Source organism: Flavobacterium collinsii (assembly GCF_946903285.1).
Taxonomy (GTDB): domain Bacteria; phylum Bacteroidota; class Bacteroidia; order Flavobacteriales; family Flavobacteriaceae; genus Flavobacterium; species Flavobacterium collinsii.
The window spans coordinates 3,976,517-3,992,862 of record NZ_OX336425.1 but is presented as its reverse complement, the minus strand read 5'-3'; the positions used below and the strand labels follow the sequence as shown (position 1 = coordinate 3,992,862).

Genomic DNA, 16,346 nt, shown 5'->3' with positions numbered 1-16,346 from the left:
TATTATTGAGCTTTTTTGAAATTATGCTTTTGAGATGCTTCCTGATCCCGAAACTTTTACGTCACGTTTTTCAGGATTTCCACTGTATCTAATATCCCCTGAACCCGAAACTCTCGCAGTTAAACTTTCAGTACAGTTCACGCGAATGTCGCCTGAACCCGAAATGGTTACATCTGTATTTTTTGATTTAAGATTCGCTGCATCGATATCTCCAGAACCTGATAATTTAGTAATAAAGTTAGCCGTATTTCCTTTTAAGTTTACATCTCCTGATCCGCTTAAATTTAACTCAAGATCAGTAGAGTTTACCGCCAGATTAAAGTTTCCAGAACCTGATAATTTTGCCAGGAATTTGTCGCTTTTGATAGGATCTTTGGATTGAACATCTCCCGAACCGGATAGCGTTAATGCCGATATGGTTTCAAAAGGAACTGTTACTTCAATCTTTTTGCCAAGGCTTGGTGAGAGGTTAACCCTCTTTTCAGTATAAACTTTTAAAACATTATCTTCGACTTCCACTTTTATGGCAGACAATAAATTTTGTTCTCCTTTTACTATAATTTTCCCCTCTTTTCCTGCCACTAAATCCACATCAAAAAAACCGGAAACCTTTATAGCGTTATATTCTGAAGTGGTTCTGGTTTCAGTAACTACATTGCCATTACCTTTTATTTTTTTGTTGGACCATTGTGCATTTGCAATAGAACTCAATAGAAGCGCACTGCAAACTAATAATTGAACTGATTTTTTCATTTTTTGGTTGTTTTAAGATTGTTATTTTTTAATTAATGCTGCATTGCCATAGCTGGTGGTTACTGCTATCTTGCTTTGCCCTTTTTTCTTGTTGAAACCACTTATCCTTTTAGAACTGCCCTTAGTTTCTGCTACCGAAGTATCTAATGAATTGTCGTATTTGATACTTCCGTATCTGGTATTGATATCAAAATCAAAAGCAAGATTAGAGCTGTATCCCAGTGATACATTGGTATAATTGCTGGTGATGTTTACATTTTTTTGTTTTTCAGTAAGCGTTTCCACATTTATTTTTGAATAATCAGTGTCGATATTCAGATTACCTAATAAATCTCCAACAGAAACACTTAAATAATTTCCGGAACCTGTCAGAGAGTTGATTTTTTGCAGCTTAAAAGTACAGTAATTACTATCGTATTTGATGTTTTGGCCTTCCTGAAGGATATACAAATCAGTATAATTGGCATCTATCGTTAAATTTCCGGACTCGTTTATCTTTAAGTTCGAGTAACGCGCTTCAATAGCTCCGCTTTTGATGTAATCAATGGTAGAGTTCTGACAATACCCCAGTTCAATTCGATTGTTTGAACCGTTTAGTTTTCCTAACACTATTTTACCATATTTGCAGGTAATATCAGTGGTAGATTCCAAGGTTAAAGTAGTGATATTTCCGTACTTATTATTAAGTTTTACAGTTCCGTTTTTAGGAATTTTAATCACATAATTAATTTCGAAAAAATTAGCACTTCCTCTACTTTTTAAAGACGAATTGCCAATATTTGTAACGGCAGTAACCATCGATTTAAGAGCGGTAATGTCTACGTCAATACTGTTGAGCTTTGCGTTAACCCAATCTTCATTGTTGCTGGTAACCTTAATGGTAATGTCAATGTCAATTTTATCCTCATTCCAGGTACTGACTGTAATGTCACCGTATTTGTTATCAATATCAATACCTGCGTTCGAATTTACGATGTAGGTTTTTTTAATGTTCTTTTGCTTAGTACTGTAATTATCGTCATTTGAGAATCCTAAAAAAGGAAGCAAAAGAAATAGGATGAGTATTTTATAATGTTTTTTCATGTGTAGTGTTATTTTTAAAATTTTCATTTTCTTCAATTCGTTGTAAAACAGTTTGTAAAAAGGAAATTCGGGTTTCCAGATTACTGATCATGGCATAAATAATTTGTTTGTTTTCGCCATTTTTCTGCAATTCGTTTATAATTTTTGCATAATCGGCATCGAACACCTTCATTTGCTTTAAGGCGTCACTGATAATCTGTTCATTTTCAGGAGAACTTTTTTCTTTTAATTTAACTAGCTCATTATCGATTAAAATACTAAATATCGAATCGGTTCTTTGGGCTTCCTTCGAAGCAAACTTATACTGTTTAGGTTCGTGGTAACTGTTGTAAAATAAAGAGACACTCAACAGTACCACAATTGAAGCAGCAATTGCCCAAACCGTATGATTTTTCTTTTTAGGTTGTTTTTGGTTTAATTTATTTAAGAAATTCAGCTGATGGTCGGAACTTAGTTCCTCTACATCCCATTGATTCTCAAATTTTTTAAATAATTGATCTAAATCGTCATTTTCCTTTTTCATATTTCCTCTAATTTTTTTCGTAAACTTTCTTTTGCTCTGCTTAGCGTTGTTCGGCAATTAGCGTAACTAATGTTTAAAATTTCGCTAATTTCTTCCTGATCGTAACCCTCAATATAAAACAGGGTTAAAACCATCCGGTAATTGTCTTTCAGGTTTGAAATTGTATCTAAGACCTGTTTCACTTTAAGCGAATTCATGTCGATGTTTTCGCTAAAAAAACTGTCGTTTTCCTCTATTTTGTAAAGGGTCTTGTTTAAATCTTCTGCCTGGAAAGCATTATTCTTTTTATAAAAATCAATACTGTAATTGATAATTATTCTTTTTAACCACGCACCAAATGCTACTTCTTGTTTATAGTCATTGATTTTTGTAAAAGCCTTTAGAAAACCTTCCTGCATGACGTCTTGCGCAAAATGTTCATCTTTCACAATGCGGAATGCCACATTGTACATAGCTTTACAATAACGATTGTAAACTTCAAACTGAGCTTTTTGGTTGTTCTCCTTACAAAGCGTGATTAATTCTTCGATATTCTGATTATTTATACTCAAGTAATGGTTGCTAGTTTTTAATAATGACTTTACTTTTTTTGGTTTGTTACACTTTTGATAAAATTAATTTTATTTTTTTTCAAAATACTTCTCTTTCTTGTATTATTTGGCTCTTGTGGCTTAATTTCAAAACAGTCTTTTTTGGTTTTGGCATAATGATTGTCTATTTTTACGGCTTATCATGTAAACGAAAGACTTTACATATTTATAGTAGAAACTACCGTATGTACAGTTATATTTACGGCTGGTATGAAATATTTAATGACAAAACGACTTATATACTATTATGTCAAACCATAAAATACTTACAATTGACAATCTGTCACTTCAGGAATTTGATTCAGAGGCAGATTTGATTCCATTATTAACTCCGGAAGATGAAGAGGAAATGAACAACGAGGAGCTTCCGCTCTCGTTGCCAATTTTGCCGTTGCGCAATACCGTTTTATTTCCGGGAGTTGTGATTCCAATTTCAGCAGGAAGAGACAAATCAATCAAATTAATTAATGATGCCAATGCCGGCGGAAAAATTATTGGTGTAGTTTCTCAGATTAATGAAGAAGACGAAGATCCGTCCAAAGATGATATTCATAAAATTGGAACCGTAGCCAGAATACTTCGCGTTTTAAAAATGCCTGATGGAAACGTAACTGTAATTTTACAGGGTAAAAAACGCTTTGAAATTGATGAAGTGGTTTCCGAAGAACCTTATATCACTGCTACGATCAAAGAAGTTTCGGAAGAACGTCCGGCAGAAGATGATACGGAGTTTAAAGCAATTTTAGATTCTGTAAAAGAACTGGCAATTCAAATTATAAAAGAGAGTCCGAACATTCCGTCAGAAGCTACTTTTGCGATTAAAAACATTGAAAGCCAATCGTTCTTGATCAACTTTGTTTCTTCTAATATGAACTTGTCTGTAAAAGAGAAGCAAGGTTTGTTGTCTATAAATGGATTGAAAGATCGTGCTCTTGAAACTTTGCGTTATATGAACGTTGAGCTGCAAAAATTAGAATTGAAAAATGACATTCAGTCAAAAGTTCGTTTTGATTTAGACCAGCAACAGCGTGAATATTTCTTGCACCAGCAAATGAAAACCATTCAGGAAGAATTGGGAGGCGTTTCGCAGGAGGAAGAAATGGACGAAATGGGGCAGAAGGCCAAAGCTAAAAAGTGGGACGAGAAAACGCAGAAACATTTCGAGAAAGAACTGTCTAAAATGCGTAGAATGAACCCACAATCACCTGATTTTGGAATTCAGCGCAACTATTTGGAATTATTTTTAGAATTGCCCTGGGGCGAGTATTCTAAAGATAAATTCGATTTGAAACATGCACAGAAAGTATTAGATAAAGATCATTTTGGACTTGAAGAAGTAAAGAAAAGAATGATTGAACATTTGGCCGTATTGAAACTTCGTAACGATATGAGGTCGCCAATTATATGTTTAACAGGGCCTCCGGGAGTTGGTAAAACTTCTATTGGACGTTCTGTTGCCGAAGCTTTAGGACGTGAATATGTACGTATCTCTTTAGGTGGTTTACGTGATGAAGCTGAAATCCGCGGACACAGAAAAACATATATCGGTGCGATGCCGGGACGAATCATTCAAAGTTTGAAAAAAGCGGGAACTTCAAATCCTGTCTTTATTCTGGATGAGATTGATAAATTGTCAAGTGGTAACAGTGGAGACCCTTCCTCTGCCTTATTGGAAGTATTAGATCCCGAACAAAACAATGCTTTTTATGATAATTTCCTTGAAATGGGATATGATTTGTCTAAGGTAATGTTTATTGCAACTTCAAACAATATGTCAGCCATTCAGCCAGCTTTGCGTGACAGAATGGAAGTGATTAAAATGTCCGGTTACACTATTGAAGAAAAAGTGGAAATTGCCAAAAGACACCTTTTCCCAAAACAATTAGAAGCGCATGGATTAACTACTAAAGATTTGACTATTGGTAAAAAGCAATTGGAAAAAATTGTAGAAGGATATACACGTGAATCCGGAGTTCGTAACCTTGAAACTAAAATTGCTCAGGTAATTCGTAATGCAGCAAAATCAGTTGCAATGGAAGAGGAGTACAATAAAAAAGTTACCGACGAAGATATCGTTAAAGTTTTGGGTGTACCAAGACTAGAGCGTGATAAATATGAAAACAATGATATTGCCGGAGTTGTTACAGGTTTGGCCTGGACAAGTGTTGGTGGAGATATTTTGTTTATAGAGTCTTTAATTTCTGAAGGAAAAGGAGCTTTGACTATTACCGGAAACCTTGGTAATGTCATGAAAGAATCGGCTACTATTGCATTAGAATACATTAAAGCCAATGCTAAAAAACTAGGTCTGAGTGTTGAATTGTTTCAAAAATATAACATTCACTTACACGTGCCGGAAGGAGCAACGCCAAAAGACGGACCAAGTGCCGGTATTGCAATGTTAACTTCTTTAGTTTCGTTACTGACACAAAAGAAAGTAAAGAAGAGCCTGGCTATGACAGGAGAAATTACATTGCGTGGTAAAGTTTTACCGGTAGGTGGAATTAAAGAGAAAATCCTTGCAGCAAAAAGAGCAAATATTAAAGAAATCATCTTATGTCATGAAAATAAAAGTGATATTGATGAAATTAAAGAAGAATATTTAGAAGGACTTACTTTTCATTATGTAAAAGAAATGAGCGAAGTTCTGGCTTTGGCCTTGACCGATCAGAATGTTAAAAACGCGAAAACGCTGAAGTAAAGTTAAAAAAATCCAAAATTTAAATTCCAAATTCCAATCTGATACTTCAGTTTTGGAATTTGGAATTTTTTTATTGAAATTTAATCAGAACTCTCAGATTGGAATTTGGAATTTTATTATTGTAATTTATTTTTATCGTATTTTATTTTTATAAATGATATAATTTTATCTTCGCACTTGCGTTATCCCTCTATAGGATCGCCCAAAAAGAATGTTAAAACAATTTGTTTTATTTTTATTAGTATCGATTTGCTCCATTAGTTATGGGCAAATAGGAGGGCGCTACACCTATCAGTTTTTAAATTTAACAACCTCGCCGAGACAGGCGGCATTAGGAGGTAAAACGATAACGATTTACGATGAAGATGTTAATCAGGCTATGTCTAATCCGGCAGCTTTGAATGAAGACATGGACAATCATCTTGCGATGAATTATGGAAGTTATTACGGAGAAGCTTCTTATGGAACTGCTTCGTACGCTTATACTTACGACAGACATGTGCAGACGTTTTATGCAGGAGTAAGTTATGTTAATTATGGTTCATTTGAAGGTTATGATGAAAACGGACAGGCTACCTCAAATTTTACGGGGAGTGAGGGCGCACTTTCATTGGGGTACGCTTACAATGTTCCGTTCACCGATTTGCATATAGGTGCAAATATGAAGTTAGTGACTTCAACGTTAGAGAGTTATAATTCAATAGGAGGTGCAATTGATTTAGGTTTTTTGTATGTAATTGAAAAAAATGACGTAAATTTGGCTTTAGTAATACGCAATATTGGTACACAATTTACCACGTATTCAGGAATTAAAGAAAATTTACCATTTGAAATCGTGGCAGGAGTTTCGCAGGAATTAGAGCATGTGCCCCTTCGCTGGCATCTTTCATTAGAAAATTTGCAACAGTGGAATATCTCTTTTTCGAATCCCGTTCGTGGAGAAACCGGCATCGATGGATCAACAAGTAAAGAGAAAGTTTCGTTTGTCAATAACGCTTTGAGGCATGTGGTTTTTGGAGTAGAACTTTTTCCAAAAAAAGCATTTAATTTGCGTTTAGGATATAATTTTAGAAGGGGAGAAGAATTACGGGTGAATGAACAGCGTAATTTTTCAGGGGTTTCGGTAGGATTTGGTTTAAAAATGAATAGATTAAAATTTAATTATTCGTATTCCAGATATACATTGGCAGCAAATACAAGTCTTTTTGGTCTAATTTTAAATTTTCAATAATGATATGAAAATACTTAGTTTGTTTTTATTTTTAACGGTAGGTGTTTTAACGGGTGCGAAACATTACTATAAAAATGAAACTACTATTTCCAGCCTGGAAGTAGAGCGGATCAATACCAGAGTAAGCGAAATTAAAAACATGATTAGTATTGACTCTAAATACAATACTAAAATTGCTTTTTTCGTTGATATGAGAATACCATCGGGTAAAAATCGTTTTTTTGTTTACGATCTGGTAAACAATAAAATTATAGATCAGGGCCTTGTAGCACATGGTTCGGGATCTGAAACAGGTGTGAAAGGCAGCTTGAGATTCAGTAACACCCCTAATTCGAATTGTACTGCATTAGGGCGCTATGTGATTCAAAAATGTTACAAAGGAATTTTCGGAAAGGCATATAAATTAAATGGTCTGGATGAAACCAATAACAATGCTTTAAAAAGAGCGATTGTATTGCATTATTACTCAGCAGTTCCTTATGAAGAACAAGATTACTACATTAGCAACAGTCATGGCTGTCCGATGGTAAACGAACAATTCTTCAAACGACTCGAAAAATATATAAGTTGTTCTAAGTCAAATATTATCCTGGATGTTTATTATTAGAAAACTTAGAATATAATTTTAATGAACTTAAATCATAATATTGCTGTTGTTTTTTCTTCAACAGCATTTTTTTTGCTCTGATTTTTATTCCATTTTAAATTTCCACATTGTATCAATATCATTCTATGAAAAAAATCCTTTTTATTTTTCTTGCTGTAATCCTGTTTTTTGTTGGTTATAAGGTTATTAAGAAAGAGAAGGCAGCTCCTTTGTTAGTAGCAAGTACAATTGATAGCAAAAAAATCAATGAAATTAGGAAAGTTATAAAGAGCGATTCAAAATACAATGATAGATATGCTTTTTTTATTGATATGAAAATTCCCTCAGGCAAGAACCGCTTTTTTGTATACGATCTAAAAGCCAATAAAATTATTGATAAAGGATTAGTAGCTCATGGTTCGGGGTCAGAGACCCAAATAAAAGGTAAGTTAAAATTTAGTAATGTTCCTAATTCGCTCAGCACTTCATTAGGGAAATACGCTATTGGTGAGCATTATAACGGAAAGTTTGGTAAGGCCTACAAATTATATGGATTGGATACCACAAATTCGAACGCATTTGATCGTGATATTGTTTTTCATTATTATTTTGATGTTCCGTATGAAGAGCAAAATGGATATATTTGCAACAGTTATGGATGCCCGATGGTGAACAAGAAATATTTTGAAAGAGTGGCAAAAATAATTGATAATTCCGGATCCGATATTGTGATGAGTATTTACTATTAAAACCGGATTGGAACAGTAAATAAGTTTAAATTTAAAAATAAAAAAATTGAAAAAAATTACCATTGCAATTGATGGATTCTCCTCAACAGGAAAGAGTACTTTGGCAAAACAATTGGCGAAAGAGCTGGAATATGTTTATGTTGATACCGGAGCAATGTACCGTGCGGTGGCACACTTTGCCATGCAGCATCAGCTTATTGCAGCAGATTTTTTTGATAAGGCAGCACTTATAGCAGCTTTGCCAAACATTCAGTTAGAGTTTAAATTCAACGCTGATCTGGGTTTTGCTGAGATGTATCTTAATGGCGAAAATGTGGAAAAACAAATCAGAACCATTGAGGTTTCTAATTTTGTGAGTAAAGTTGCCGAGGTTTCTGAAGTGCGTTCTAAATTGGTAGAGCAGCAACAGGAAATGGGGAAAAACAAAGCAATAGTGATGGATGGAAGAGACATTGGTACCGTAGTTTTTCCTAATGCCGAGCTTAAAGTTTTCATGACTGCCAGCGCCGAGACCCGTGCACAAAGACGTTTTGACGAATTACAGCAAAAAGGAGACAACGTTTCCTATGAAGACGTCTTGAAAAATGTAGTTGAAAGAGATTATATTGATACACACCGCGAAGATTCACCTTTAATCATTGCCGATGATGCGATAGAAATAGATAATTCTTACTTAAACAGGGAAGAACAATTTGATGCAGTTCTGGAATTAGTAAAGGATGTTGTTAAAACAGTTTAATTTTTTGTAGATATCATTTTTAATGGTAGTTTTACCGCTTTATTTATTTAAAGACAATTTCATCGTATGGGAATTAAAAATAGGTTGATTATAATGAGCTTTCTTCAATTTTTTGTTTGGGGAGCCTGGCTTATAACAATTGGAAATTATTGGTTTGGAACTAAAAATTGGGAAGGAACCCAGTTTGGTCTTGTTTTCGGAACCATGGGAATTGCTTCTTTATTCATGCCCACTTTAACCGGAATTATTGCAGACAGATGGATTAATGCAGAAAAACTGTATGGTGTACTGCACATTCTTTATGCCGTAGTTTTATTTGGTATCGCACATGTTACAACACCTGATAATTTTATATATGTAATGTTTATTGCAATGTGCTGTTACATGCCTACAATTGCTTTGAGCAATTCTATTTCGTATACTTCGCTTAAGCTCAATAATAAAAACATTGTAAAAGATTTTCCACCTATCCGTGTTTGGGGAACGATTGGTTTTATTGCTGCAATGTGGATCACTAATTTAAGCGGAAGCAAAGCAACAGAATACCAGTTTTATATCGCCGGAGTTGGTGCATTAATTCTTGGATTTTATGCCTTTACATTGCCTAAATGCCAGCCACAACGTTTGACTAAAGAAGATGCTTCACTGGTAGAAACTCTAGGACTAGAGGCCTTTAAATTATTTGGAAACTACAAAATGGCTTTGTTCTTTGTATTCTCTATGTTTTTAGGAGGAGCTTTACAATTGACGAATGCCTACGGAGATGTATTTTTAGACGAATTCAAGCATTTTCCTAAATATGCAGATTCTTTCGTGATCAAATATTCGACTATAATCATGTCGATCTCTCAGGTATCTGAAACCTTATTTATTCTGGCAATTCCATTTTTCTTAAGACGTTTTGGAATCAAACAGGTAATGTTAATTAGTATGCTGGCATGGGTACTTCGTTTTGGATTATTTGGATTTGGAGATCCTGTAGGCGGTTTGTGGATGATTATTTTATCTTGTATCGTTTACGGAATGGCATTTGATTTCTTTAACATCTCAGGTTCTTTATTCGTTGAAAGCAATACAGATTCTAAAATACGTTCATCTGCGCAGGGATTATTCATGATGATGACTAATGGTGTTGGAGCAGTTTTAGGAAGCTTGACTTCCGGTTGGGCTATTGACCGTTTCTTTACCAAATCATTCACGAATACTACCGAGTTGGCAGGATTTTTACAAACAGACAGTACAAATTCAAAAATGCTGGAATTTGTGAAAGGACAGGGTAATTCGATTTCGGCGGACGGAATTTTTACAAATCCAATTTTAATGAAAGACTGGCATCATATCTGGTTGTCATTTGCAGCTTATGCCTTAGTAATTGCGATTGCTTTTGCTATTTTATTCAAACACAAACATGACCCAAAAGAAATAGAGAATTTGAGTCATTAAAAATATAAGACACCGTTTACAATCCCGTTTTCATCAATTGAAAACGGGATTTTTTTTTGAAATAACCTGTAGCCATTAATTGACTTCGATACGATTAAATTGAAACAGATCATTATTTGCCGATTTTACGGTAATATAATATTCACCAATAGGTAAATCTGTTTCAATTTTACCATCCTTTTGAACAATTAGAGTAGATTGCAGCGGAATTAATAAATCTGCGTTTTTAGTTGCATTATATTCCTCTAATAAGAAAACATCAACCAATAGTTCTTCGTTTTTAAATTGTGAAAATCTCAGGTCTTTCAGGCTAACCTTTTTGAAAGTCTTATCCGGGTAAACCGATTGCAGGTTGGCTTCAAGGTTATTGATTACAAAATAATCAGCACTTGATTTCATTAAAGTATCTTTTGCAAATACAGCTTTAGGAAGTAAAATTAGTTTTTCTTTTGTGTTCATCATAACAGTTTCCTGATTGATGGTAACGGGATCTATGTTAGAGTATTCTTTTAAATAATTGGCCATAAAACGCTTTTTCCCATTTTCTTCCAGATGACCATGACCTACATAAATAAAAATTTTAGCTTTTGGATCTTTCTCTAATATTTTCATGACATTTTTGGCTTGTCCTATTTCTCTATCTATTTTCTGATCGGCGTTTTCATGTCCGACAAGAGTAAATCCCATAGCATTTGCTTTTCTTACGAAATGACCAAAATAAGGGTCTTTGATATAAAATCCATTTTTGGCATTTGGAATGGGAGCGGTATTAGTACCATAATTAGGTGTAAAGGTTTCCATAGAAATTACAGTGAATCCTTTTTGTTTCAAGACGTCAAGAAGATTTAGAGCAAACAATCGATGTTTGGGATAAAAATGGTCCTCATTGAGTATAATAATCTGATTGTTGTTAGCGAGATCTGCAATTGCTGCAATCACAGCTTCCTCTTTTTTGACTTCATTTTTTGATAGTGAGTTTAGAACAGTGTGATTAAAATTACTCTTATCACTTTCATATTTCTTAATCAGTAAATTATATTCTTTATTGTTGCCTATATAAGAATTGATCGTTAAGTACAAAGGGTCTTTGAACATTATTTTTTTTGGATCTTTTATAGGAGCCAGCTTTATTTTATCTCTTCCCTGCAGGTAATTTTTATGAGGCTCATAGGTATAATAATTAAAAAGGTGCATATAAGACAGTTTATTCAAAGAGGTACTGTCTAGATGGACCCTTCGGATATTTTCGTTAGCCTTTTCCAAATGATTCGTATTCACGGGCATTCGCGTAAGTGAAATGACTTTTTTTGCTCCTTTTTGTTTTTCAAAAATTATAATACCATTGATACTGTCATTTCGAACCAGTTTTTCATGAGTAATTGTATCAATTGGTTTTTCAATCTTTTCAAAGAAATAGTAGCTTTCTAAATTTTGATTTGTTTTGTAACTAAGTATTGCCTTTGCAGAAGAAATATCTTTAAAATCCCCAATACTTTTTCGTAGTGTACTTTTATTAAGCTTAGAAAGATCTTCATAACTCACATTTTCCGGGATGTCGATGGAAACATCCAATAATGAATTGTAAAACAAATCGCCTTTGTTTCTTTCTCCGACGATATAATTGTGTTGGACAAGATTCTGATGAGTGGGTTTGCATCCGATGAGTGCTAAAAAACAGCTTGCAGAACAGTAAGATTTTTGAAATCTGACAGGAATTAATTTTATCATAGTTTTAGAAGTATAGAATAACAAATGTAAGACAAATCTCCTTTGTTTTTTTTCCGGTGATATAATTGTATTGAGTAATATTCTGATGAAGGATTTTGCACCCGATGAGTGCTAAAAAACAGCTTTCATAACAGCAATAGTTTAAAATCTGACAGGAATTAATTTGATCATAGTTAGAAAGTATAGAATAACAAATATCACTGCTTTCTCAGGGTTTGAATGCTGGTTTATTATCGTAAACCTGTATTATATTAACCCGTTGAGACAATTAATTTTAAAATGCCTCGTGATTCTAATTCTATTTTGATATTAAACATTATTACAACTAACTGATAATGGTGATTAACTTTTAGAGCTGGTGATAAAATTGTACAGGAAAATTGTTTACATGTACAATTTGTCTTACTTTATTTAGGAATATCTTTGCTATTGTAATGAAGAAACAAAGTAATGTAATACGTAAAACCATGAGAAATAATAGTACCGGATTGGCAGTTTTTTTTATTGCAGCATTAGGTTTTATACCTGTAAAAGCGCAAGTTAAGGAGGAAAAGCCTCTTTTTCATTACTCTGTAATGGATGCGATGCGTAATGGTGTTTATTCGGGTGAACTTACGATTGGAGAACTTGCCAAAAAAGGAAATTTCGGAATTGGTACTTACAATTATTTAGATGGTGAAATGATTGCACTGGATGGTATTTTTTATCGGGTAGATGCTTCCGGAGAGGTTGGGGTTGCAACAAACAGCCGTAAAATACCATTTGGTTCAGTTGCTTTCTTTAAAGCTGATATGCAGTTTGAACTTACCCGTATAAAAGATATCGAAGAACTGCAGAATGAGGTGATAAAAAGACTTCCTTCTACTAATAAACCTTATGCCGTTCGTATAGAATGTGAATTTGAAACCATTACAGTAGGTGGTGCCAGACGTCTAGATGAAAATGATACTACCGGATTGGCGGAACTCATGAAAACAAGACCTTTGTATCCAAGAGAATATATCTCGGGGACTATGGTTGGTTTTTACAATCCTCCATATTTCTCAGCCATAGATTTATCTCCGTTTCATTTTCATTTTATTTCCAGAGACCACAAATATGGCGGACATCTGATTTCCGGAAAATTAAGGACAGTAACTATAAAAGTCAGCATAGACGAAAAACCGGGTTATGAGGTTATTTTGCCCCAGCAGAATAAAGTTTTTAACAAACCCTGGACAAAGCAAGACGGTGTTAAAAGCTCTTACTAAAAGAGTGCCGGTATAAACCGCTTTATTATTTAAAATTCAACAAACATGACAAAATTAAAATTAGCAATTTCTGCAATGATCTTGCTCGCTACTGCTATGACAGCACAGCAAACGAAAGAAATTCAGCATCTAAAATTTGATAATTTGGGATGGGAGCAACTAGGCGATAAATTACAACGCAAATATGTGTATGGAGAACAGGGCATGCTGGCGCTGTTTAAGATGGACAAGGGGGCAAAAGTACCTTTGCATCAGCATCCAAACGAACAAACGACTTATATTACAAAAGGAAGTGTAAAAGTGAGCATGCAAGGCAAAGATTATGTTGTTAGTGCGGGTGAGGTATTGATTATTCCGGGGAATATTCCTCATCAGTTTGAGTGTTTGGAAGACGGTACTTTAGATATAGATTTTTTTGCTCCGCCACGTAAAGACTGGATAGAAGGTACTGCCAGTTATTTTGGAAACACAAACAAAACAGCTACTGCTCTTGAGGTGGTTGCCGCTATGGACATACGTCCGGGTGATGTGGCTGTATCGGCAGAAGGCAGGATCTTTGCAACCATACATCCGCTGGGCAATCAAAAAACGCAACTGGTTGAGATTGTGAACGGAAAGGCTGTTCCGTATCCTTCTGTTTCTTATCAAAAGAATGGTGCAAAACCAAGCGATGCCAAATTTGATGCAATGTTGGGATTAATCTTTGATAAAAACAATCAACTTTGGGTAACAGATATGGGACTTGAACTTGGAAAATCCAGACTTTGGGCTTTTGATATTAGTAAGAATAAGGTAGTACAAAAGATCGAATTACCTCAAACAATAGCTCCAAAAGGTACTTTTACACAAGATGTTGCCATCGACGAAAAAAATGGTTTTGCTTATCTGGCGGATATTGCCAATCCGGGAATCATCGTATTGAATCTAAAATCCAAAAAAGCACGTCGCTTTAGCGGACATGCTTCTTTACAGGCAGAAGATAAAGACATGATTATTGACGGTAAAGTGACTTATTTTGGAGGGAAACCCGCCCGCGTTGCCATTGATCCCATTACACTTTCGCATGACAGAGAGACAATCTTTTTTGGAGCAATGAACGGAACTTCGTGGTATAATGTACCTGCCAGATTATTTAGAGAAGGAAAAAGTGATGCCGAAATTAGCAGCGCCATAAAAAAAGCGGGCAACAAACCTTTTAGCGATGGAGCTTTGACAGATGAAGAAGGAAATCATTATTTTACTAATCTTCAGGAACATGCCATAACAAAATTGGATGCTACGGGTAAATTGACTACTATTGTACAGGATGCTCAAAAATTGCAGTGGCCGGATAATGTATATAAAGGTCCTAACGGGTGGATGTATATTTCAGTAAATCAGCTTAATAGCACTCCTGCATTTACCGGTGCAGACGATCAGGGAAAACCACCTTATTATATTTTTCGTTTTAAGCCGTAAAAGCTCCGATTTAACTCAATACCAGTATTAAATGTTTACATTCTTCAGGGTTTCAACAAGTATCGCTATAATAGGTTTCTTTGTGCTTAGCTTAGTTACATTGAGTGATGTTTTCATTCATGATAATCAACTGTTTTTTCAGGTATTGACTATTAGTACGGCCGTTATTTTTGCCACTGTAGGTCTTGTTGGAATTGTGATTTATAAAAATTTTAAAAATATCTGGCAATATACATCAAAAGAAGAGCAACACCATTTTGCTCCTATTTCTGTGCGAAGGTTGCTGATGGTCTTTGGTTTTATTGCATTAGTAGTTGCTTTATTTTGCTTTATACTTTGCATTGGATTAATAGGTAGAATGCAGGATGGAATGGCTTTATTCGGTTAGAATAAACAAAGTTTTAAAAAATAGGTTCGTTAGCCTCTACAAAAACACATTATGCAGTAAGCGCATAATGTGTTTTTTATTTGAGATTTGTATGTTCGTGATAGGGATATAATTAAAGTTTGTTTTACCAGATATTACCTCAATGCATCCAGTTATTACACGGATGGTCTAAATTCTTAAAATTTTAGGCAGCTAGTTGCAATTGGATTACATTTGTAAGGTTAGTAGTATGTATTTAGGTTTGTTCGACTGCGATGAATTAATAGGATAAGAAACACATTTGAAGCATTCAGCCATAAGCATAAAAGAACTATATCATGGGATTTAGTTTTAAGATTAAAATAATTTAACCAGTAAACCAAAGTAACTATTAACATTTAACCATTTTTGAGAGGGGAGTAAATCCCCTCTTTTTTTGTTTTATAAATTTTAGCGGCAAGTTAAATTTGAGGGTTGTAAAGTTTAGTTTTCTCGTAGATTTGAGTGTTTTTTTTCGTTTTGTGGTTATTCCTATTTCTTAGATCATTACTAAATGTCTTGGACTGATAATAATTATTCTATTTATTAATGATATTGGCTCGTCAAGCTTTTGAGGCGCAGTTATAAACAAAAGATTATTGTGCTTTATTTTGTGCTAGCTTTCGCCCTTAGAGGGCTTAAAGAGTCATCATTATTATTCTGGGTGCGTCGTACCATGTTATTGCTAAGGTTCTTTCAGAGCGATAGATCTTGAATATTTAAAACTTTGAGACTAAGCTGTACACCATCTTATAATAGAGGATTTTAGAAAGCTGTAAGAACTTTTAGTTAAAGCAAAAGTATTATATCGCTATACCTAAACCCATTTTACAGTAAAGAGAACAATGTTTTCCAATCTTTTTAATCTGTGGCTTTATCTCAATGCGTACGCAATTTGCTTATGTTGAATATTTTTTTGCAGATTTTTATATTTTTCTACATACTTTCTAGTGAGACAATATTCCAGATTTGTCATTAAAACGACCAGTTATTTCACAGATGGTGCAGTTATTGAAAGTTGACTGTATATCTCAAATCATCATCTTAAATTTGTAATCAGAAAAATAAGAAGTCTTATCAAACTGGTTTAAAGAATTGAAGAAGAA

At 34.3% G+C, this 16,346-nt stretch carries 14 protein-coding genes; 9 read left to right on the top strand and 5 right to left on the bottom strand.

Features of this window, described 5'->3' with window-relative positions; genetic code table 11:
- Positions 1-21 precede the first annotated feature (21 nt).
- The 4 genes from OGZ34_RS16410 to OGZ34_RS16395 are packed head-to-tail and all read right to left on the bottom strand — an operon-like array spanning position 22 to position 2,910.
- On the bottom strand, positions 22-753 hold the full coding sequence (locus OGZ34_RS16410; RefSeq protein ID WP_263360939.1) for a head GIN domain-containing protein: 732 nt from the start codon (positions 751-753) through the stop codon (positions 22-24).
- A gap of 21 nt (positions 754-774) precedes the next feature.
- Positions 775-1,836, bottom strand: a complete 1,062-nt coding sequence (locus OGZ34_RS16405) for a DUF4097 family beta strand repeat-containing protein (RefSeq protein ID WP_263360938.1) — start codon at positions 1,834-1,836, stop codon at positions 775-777.
- Positions 1,820-2,359 carry an anti-sigma factor gene (locus tag OGZ34_RS16400; RefSeq protein ID WP_173967078.1) on the bottom strand — a complete coding sequence of 180 codons (540 nt, stop codon included), beginning with the start codon at positions 2,357-2,359 and terminating at the stop codon, positions 1,820-1,822. Before OGZ34_RS16400 ends, OGZ34_RS16405 begins: the two co-directional genes overlap by 17 nt.
- Positions 2,356-2,910, bottom strand: coding sequence for an RNA polymerase sigma factor (locus OGZ34_RS16395; RefSeq protein ID WP_173967077.1), 555 nt, complete (start codon positions 2,908-2,910; stop codon positions 2,356-2,358). Before OGZ34_RS16395 ends, OGZ34_RS16400 begins: the two co-directional genes overlap by 4 nt.
- Positions 2,911-3,196: 286 nt before the next feature.
- Here OGZ34_RS16395 and lon point away from each other — a divergent pair, with 286 nt between their 5' ends.
- From lon to OGZ34_RS16365, 6 genes are all read left to right on the top strand, one after another.
- On the top strand, positions 3,197-5,650 hold the full coding sequence (gene lon, locus OGZ34_RS16390; RefSeq protein WP_173967076.1) for an endopeptidase La: 2,454 nt from the start codon (positions 3,197-3,199) through the stop codon (positions 5,648-5,650).
- Between the two features lie 211 nt (positions 5,651-5,861).
- Positions 5,862-6,881, top strand: a complete 1,020-nt coding sequence (gene porQ / locus OGZ34_RS16385; RefSeq protein WP_173967075.1) for a type IX secretion system protein PorQ — start codon at positions 5,862-5,864, stop codon at positions 6,879-6,881.
- A gap of 4 nt (positions 6,882-6,885) precedes the next feature.
- Positions 6,886-7,488: a murein L,D-transpeptidase catalytic domain-containing protein gene (locus OGZ34_RS16380; RefSeq protein ID WP_173967074.1), complete on the top strand. Its 603-nt coding sequence runs from the start codon at positions 6,886-6,888 to the stop codon at positions 7,486-7,488.
- A gap of 125 nt (positions 7,489-7,613) precedes the next feature.
- The gene (locus OGZ34_RS16375; RefSeq protein WP_263360937.1) at positions 7,614-8,216 is read left to right on the top strand and encodes a murein L,D-transpeptidase catalytic domain family protein; all 603 of its coding nucleotides are present in this window, start codon (positions 7,614-7,616) and stop codon (positions 8,214-8,216) included.
- A gap of 46 nt (positions 8,217-8,262) precedes the next feature.
- Positions 8,263-8,955: a (d)CMP kinase gene (gene cmk, locus OGZ34_RS16370; RefSeq protein ID WP_173967072.1), complete on the top strand. Its 693-nt coding sequence runs from the start codon at positions 8,263-8,265 to the stop codon at positions 8,953-8,955.
- A 66-nt stretch (positions 8,956-9,021) separates the two neighbouring features.
- Positions 9,022-10,398 (top strand): nucleoside permease, encoded by a 1,377-nt coding sequence (locus tag OGZ34_RS16365; RefSeq protein ID WP_263360936.1) that lies wholly within the window; start codon positions 9,022-9,024, stop codon positions 10,396-10,398.
- A gap of 75 nt (positions 10,399-10,473) precedes the next feature.
- Here the strand turns inward: OGZ34_RS16365 and OGZ34_RS16360 are convergent, their stop codons facing one another.
- On the bottom strand, positions 10,474-12,126 hold the full coding sequence (locus tag OGZ34_RS16360) for a hypothetical protein (RefSeq protein WP_263360935.1): 1,653 nt from the start codon (positions 12,124-12,126) through the stop codon (positions 10,474-10,476).
- 467 nt (positions 12,127-12,593) lie between these two features.
- On the opposite strand from OGZ34_RS16360, the gene budA reads away from it, so the two are divergent.
- Genes budA through OGZ34_RS16345 form a run of 3 tightly spaced genes read left to right on the top strand, consistent with a single transcriptional unit; the run spans position 12,594 to position 15,222 of the window.
- Positions 12,594-13,376 (top strand): acetolactate decarboxylase, encoded by a 783-nt coding sequence (gene budA, locus OGZ34_RS16355; RefSeq protein WP_263360934.1) that lies wholly within the window; start codon positions 12,594-12,596, stop codon positions 13,374-13,376.
- 45 nt (positions 13,377-13,421) lie between these two features.
- On the top strand, positions 13,422-14,834 hold the full coding sequence (locus tag OGZ34_RS16350) for an L-dopachrome tautomerase-related protein (RefSeq protein ID WP_173967068.1): 1,413 nt from the start codon (positions 13,422-13,424) through the stop codon (positions 14,832-14,834).
- A gap of 31 nt (positions 14,835-14,865) precedes the next feature.
- Positions 14,866-15,222 carry a hypothetical protein gene (locus OGZ34_RS16345; RefSeq protein ID WP_263360933.1) on the top strand — a complete coding sequence of 119 codons (357 nt, stop codon included), beginning with the start codon at positions 14,866-14,868 and terminating at the stop codon, positions 15,220-15,222.
- The last annotated feature ends 1,124 nt before the right edge of the window (positions 15,223-16,346 follow it).

Excerpts from the sequence above, each read along its gene's own strand:
- OGZ34_RS16410 (WP_263360939.1), bottom strand. The coding sequence starts at position 753 with ATGAAAAAATCAGTTCAATTATTAGTTTGCAGTGCGCTTCTATTGAGT.
- OGZ34_RS16405 (WP_263360938.1), bottom strand. The coding sequence starts at position 1,836 with ATGAAAAAACATTATAAAATACTCATCCTATTTCTTTTGCTTCCTTTT.
- OGZ34_RS16400 (WP_173967078.1), bottom strand. The coding sequence starts at position 2,359 with ATGAAAAAGGAAAATGACGATTTAGATCAATTATTTAAAAAATTTGAG.
- lon (WP_173967076.1), top strand. The coding sequence starts at position 3,197 with ATGTCAAACCATAAAATACTTACAATTGACAATCTGTCACTTCAGGAA.
- porQ (WP_173967075.1), top strand. The coding sequence starts at position 5,862 with ATGTTAAAACAATTTGTTTTATTTTTATTAGTATCGATTTGCTCCATT.
- OGZ34_RS16380 (WP_173967074.1), top strand. The coding sequence starts at position 6,886 with ATGAAAATACTTAGTTTGTTTTTATTTTTAACGGTAGGTGTTTTAACG.
- OGZ34_RS16375 (WP_263360937.1), top strand. The coding sequence starts at position 7,614 with ATGAAAAAAATCCTTTTTATTTTTCTTGCTGTAATCCTGTTTTTTGTT.
- OGZ34_RS16365 (WP_263360936.1), top strand. The coding sequence starts at position 9,022 with ATGGGAATTAAAAATAGGTTGATTATAATGAGCTTTCTTCAATTTTTT.
- OGZ34_RS16360 (WP_263360935.1), bottom strand. The coding sequence starts at position 12,126 with ATGATAAAATTAATTCCTGTCAGATTTCAAAAATCTTACTGTTCTGCA.
- budA (WP_263360934.1), top strand. The coding sequence starts at position 12,594 with ATGAGAAATAATAGTACCGGATTGGCAGTTTTTTTTATTGCAGCATTA.
- OGZ34_RS16350 (WP_173967068.1), top strand. The coding sequence starts at position 13,422 with ATGACAAAATTAAAATTAGCAATTTCTGCAATGATCTTGCTCGCTACT.
- OGZ34_RS16345 (WP_263360933.1), top strand. The coding sequence starts at position 14,866 with ATGTTTACATTCTTCAGGGTTTCAACAAGTATCGCTATAATAGGTTTC.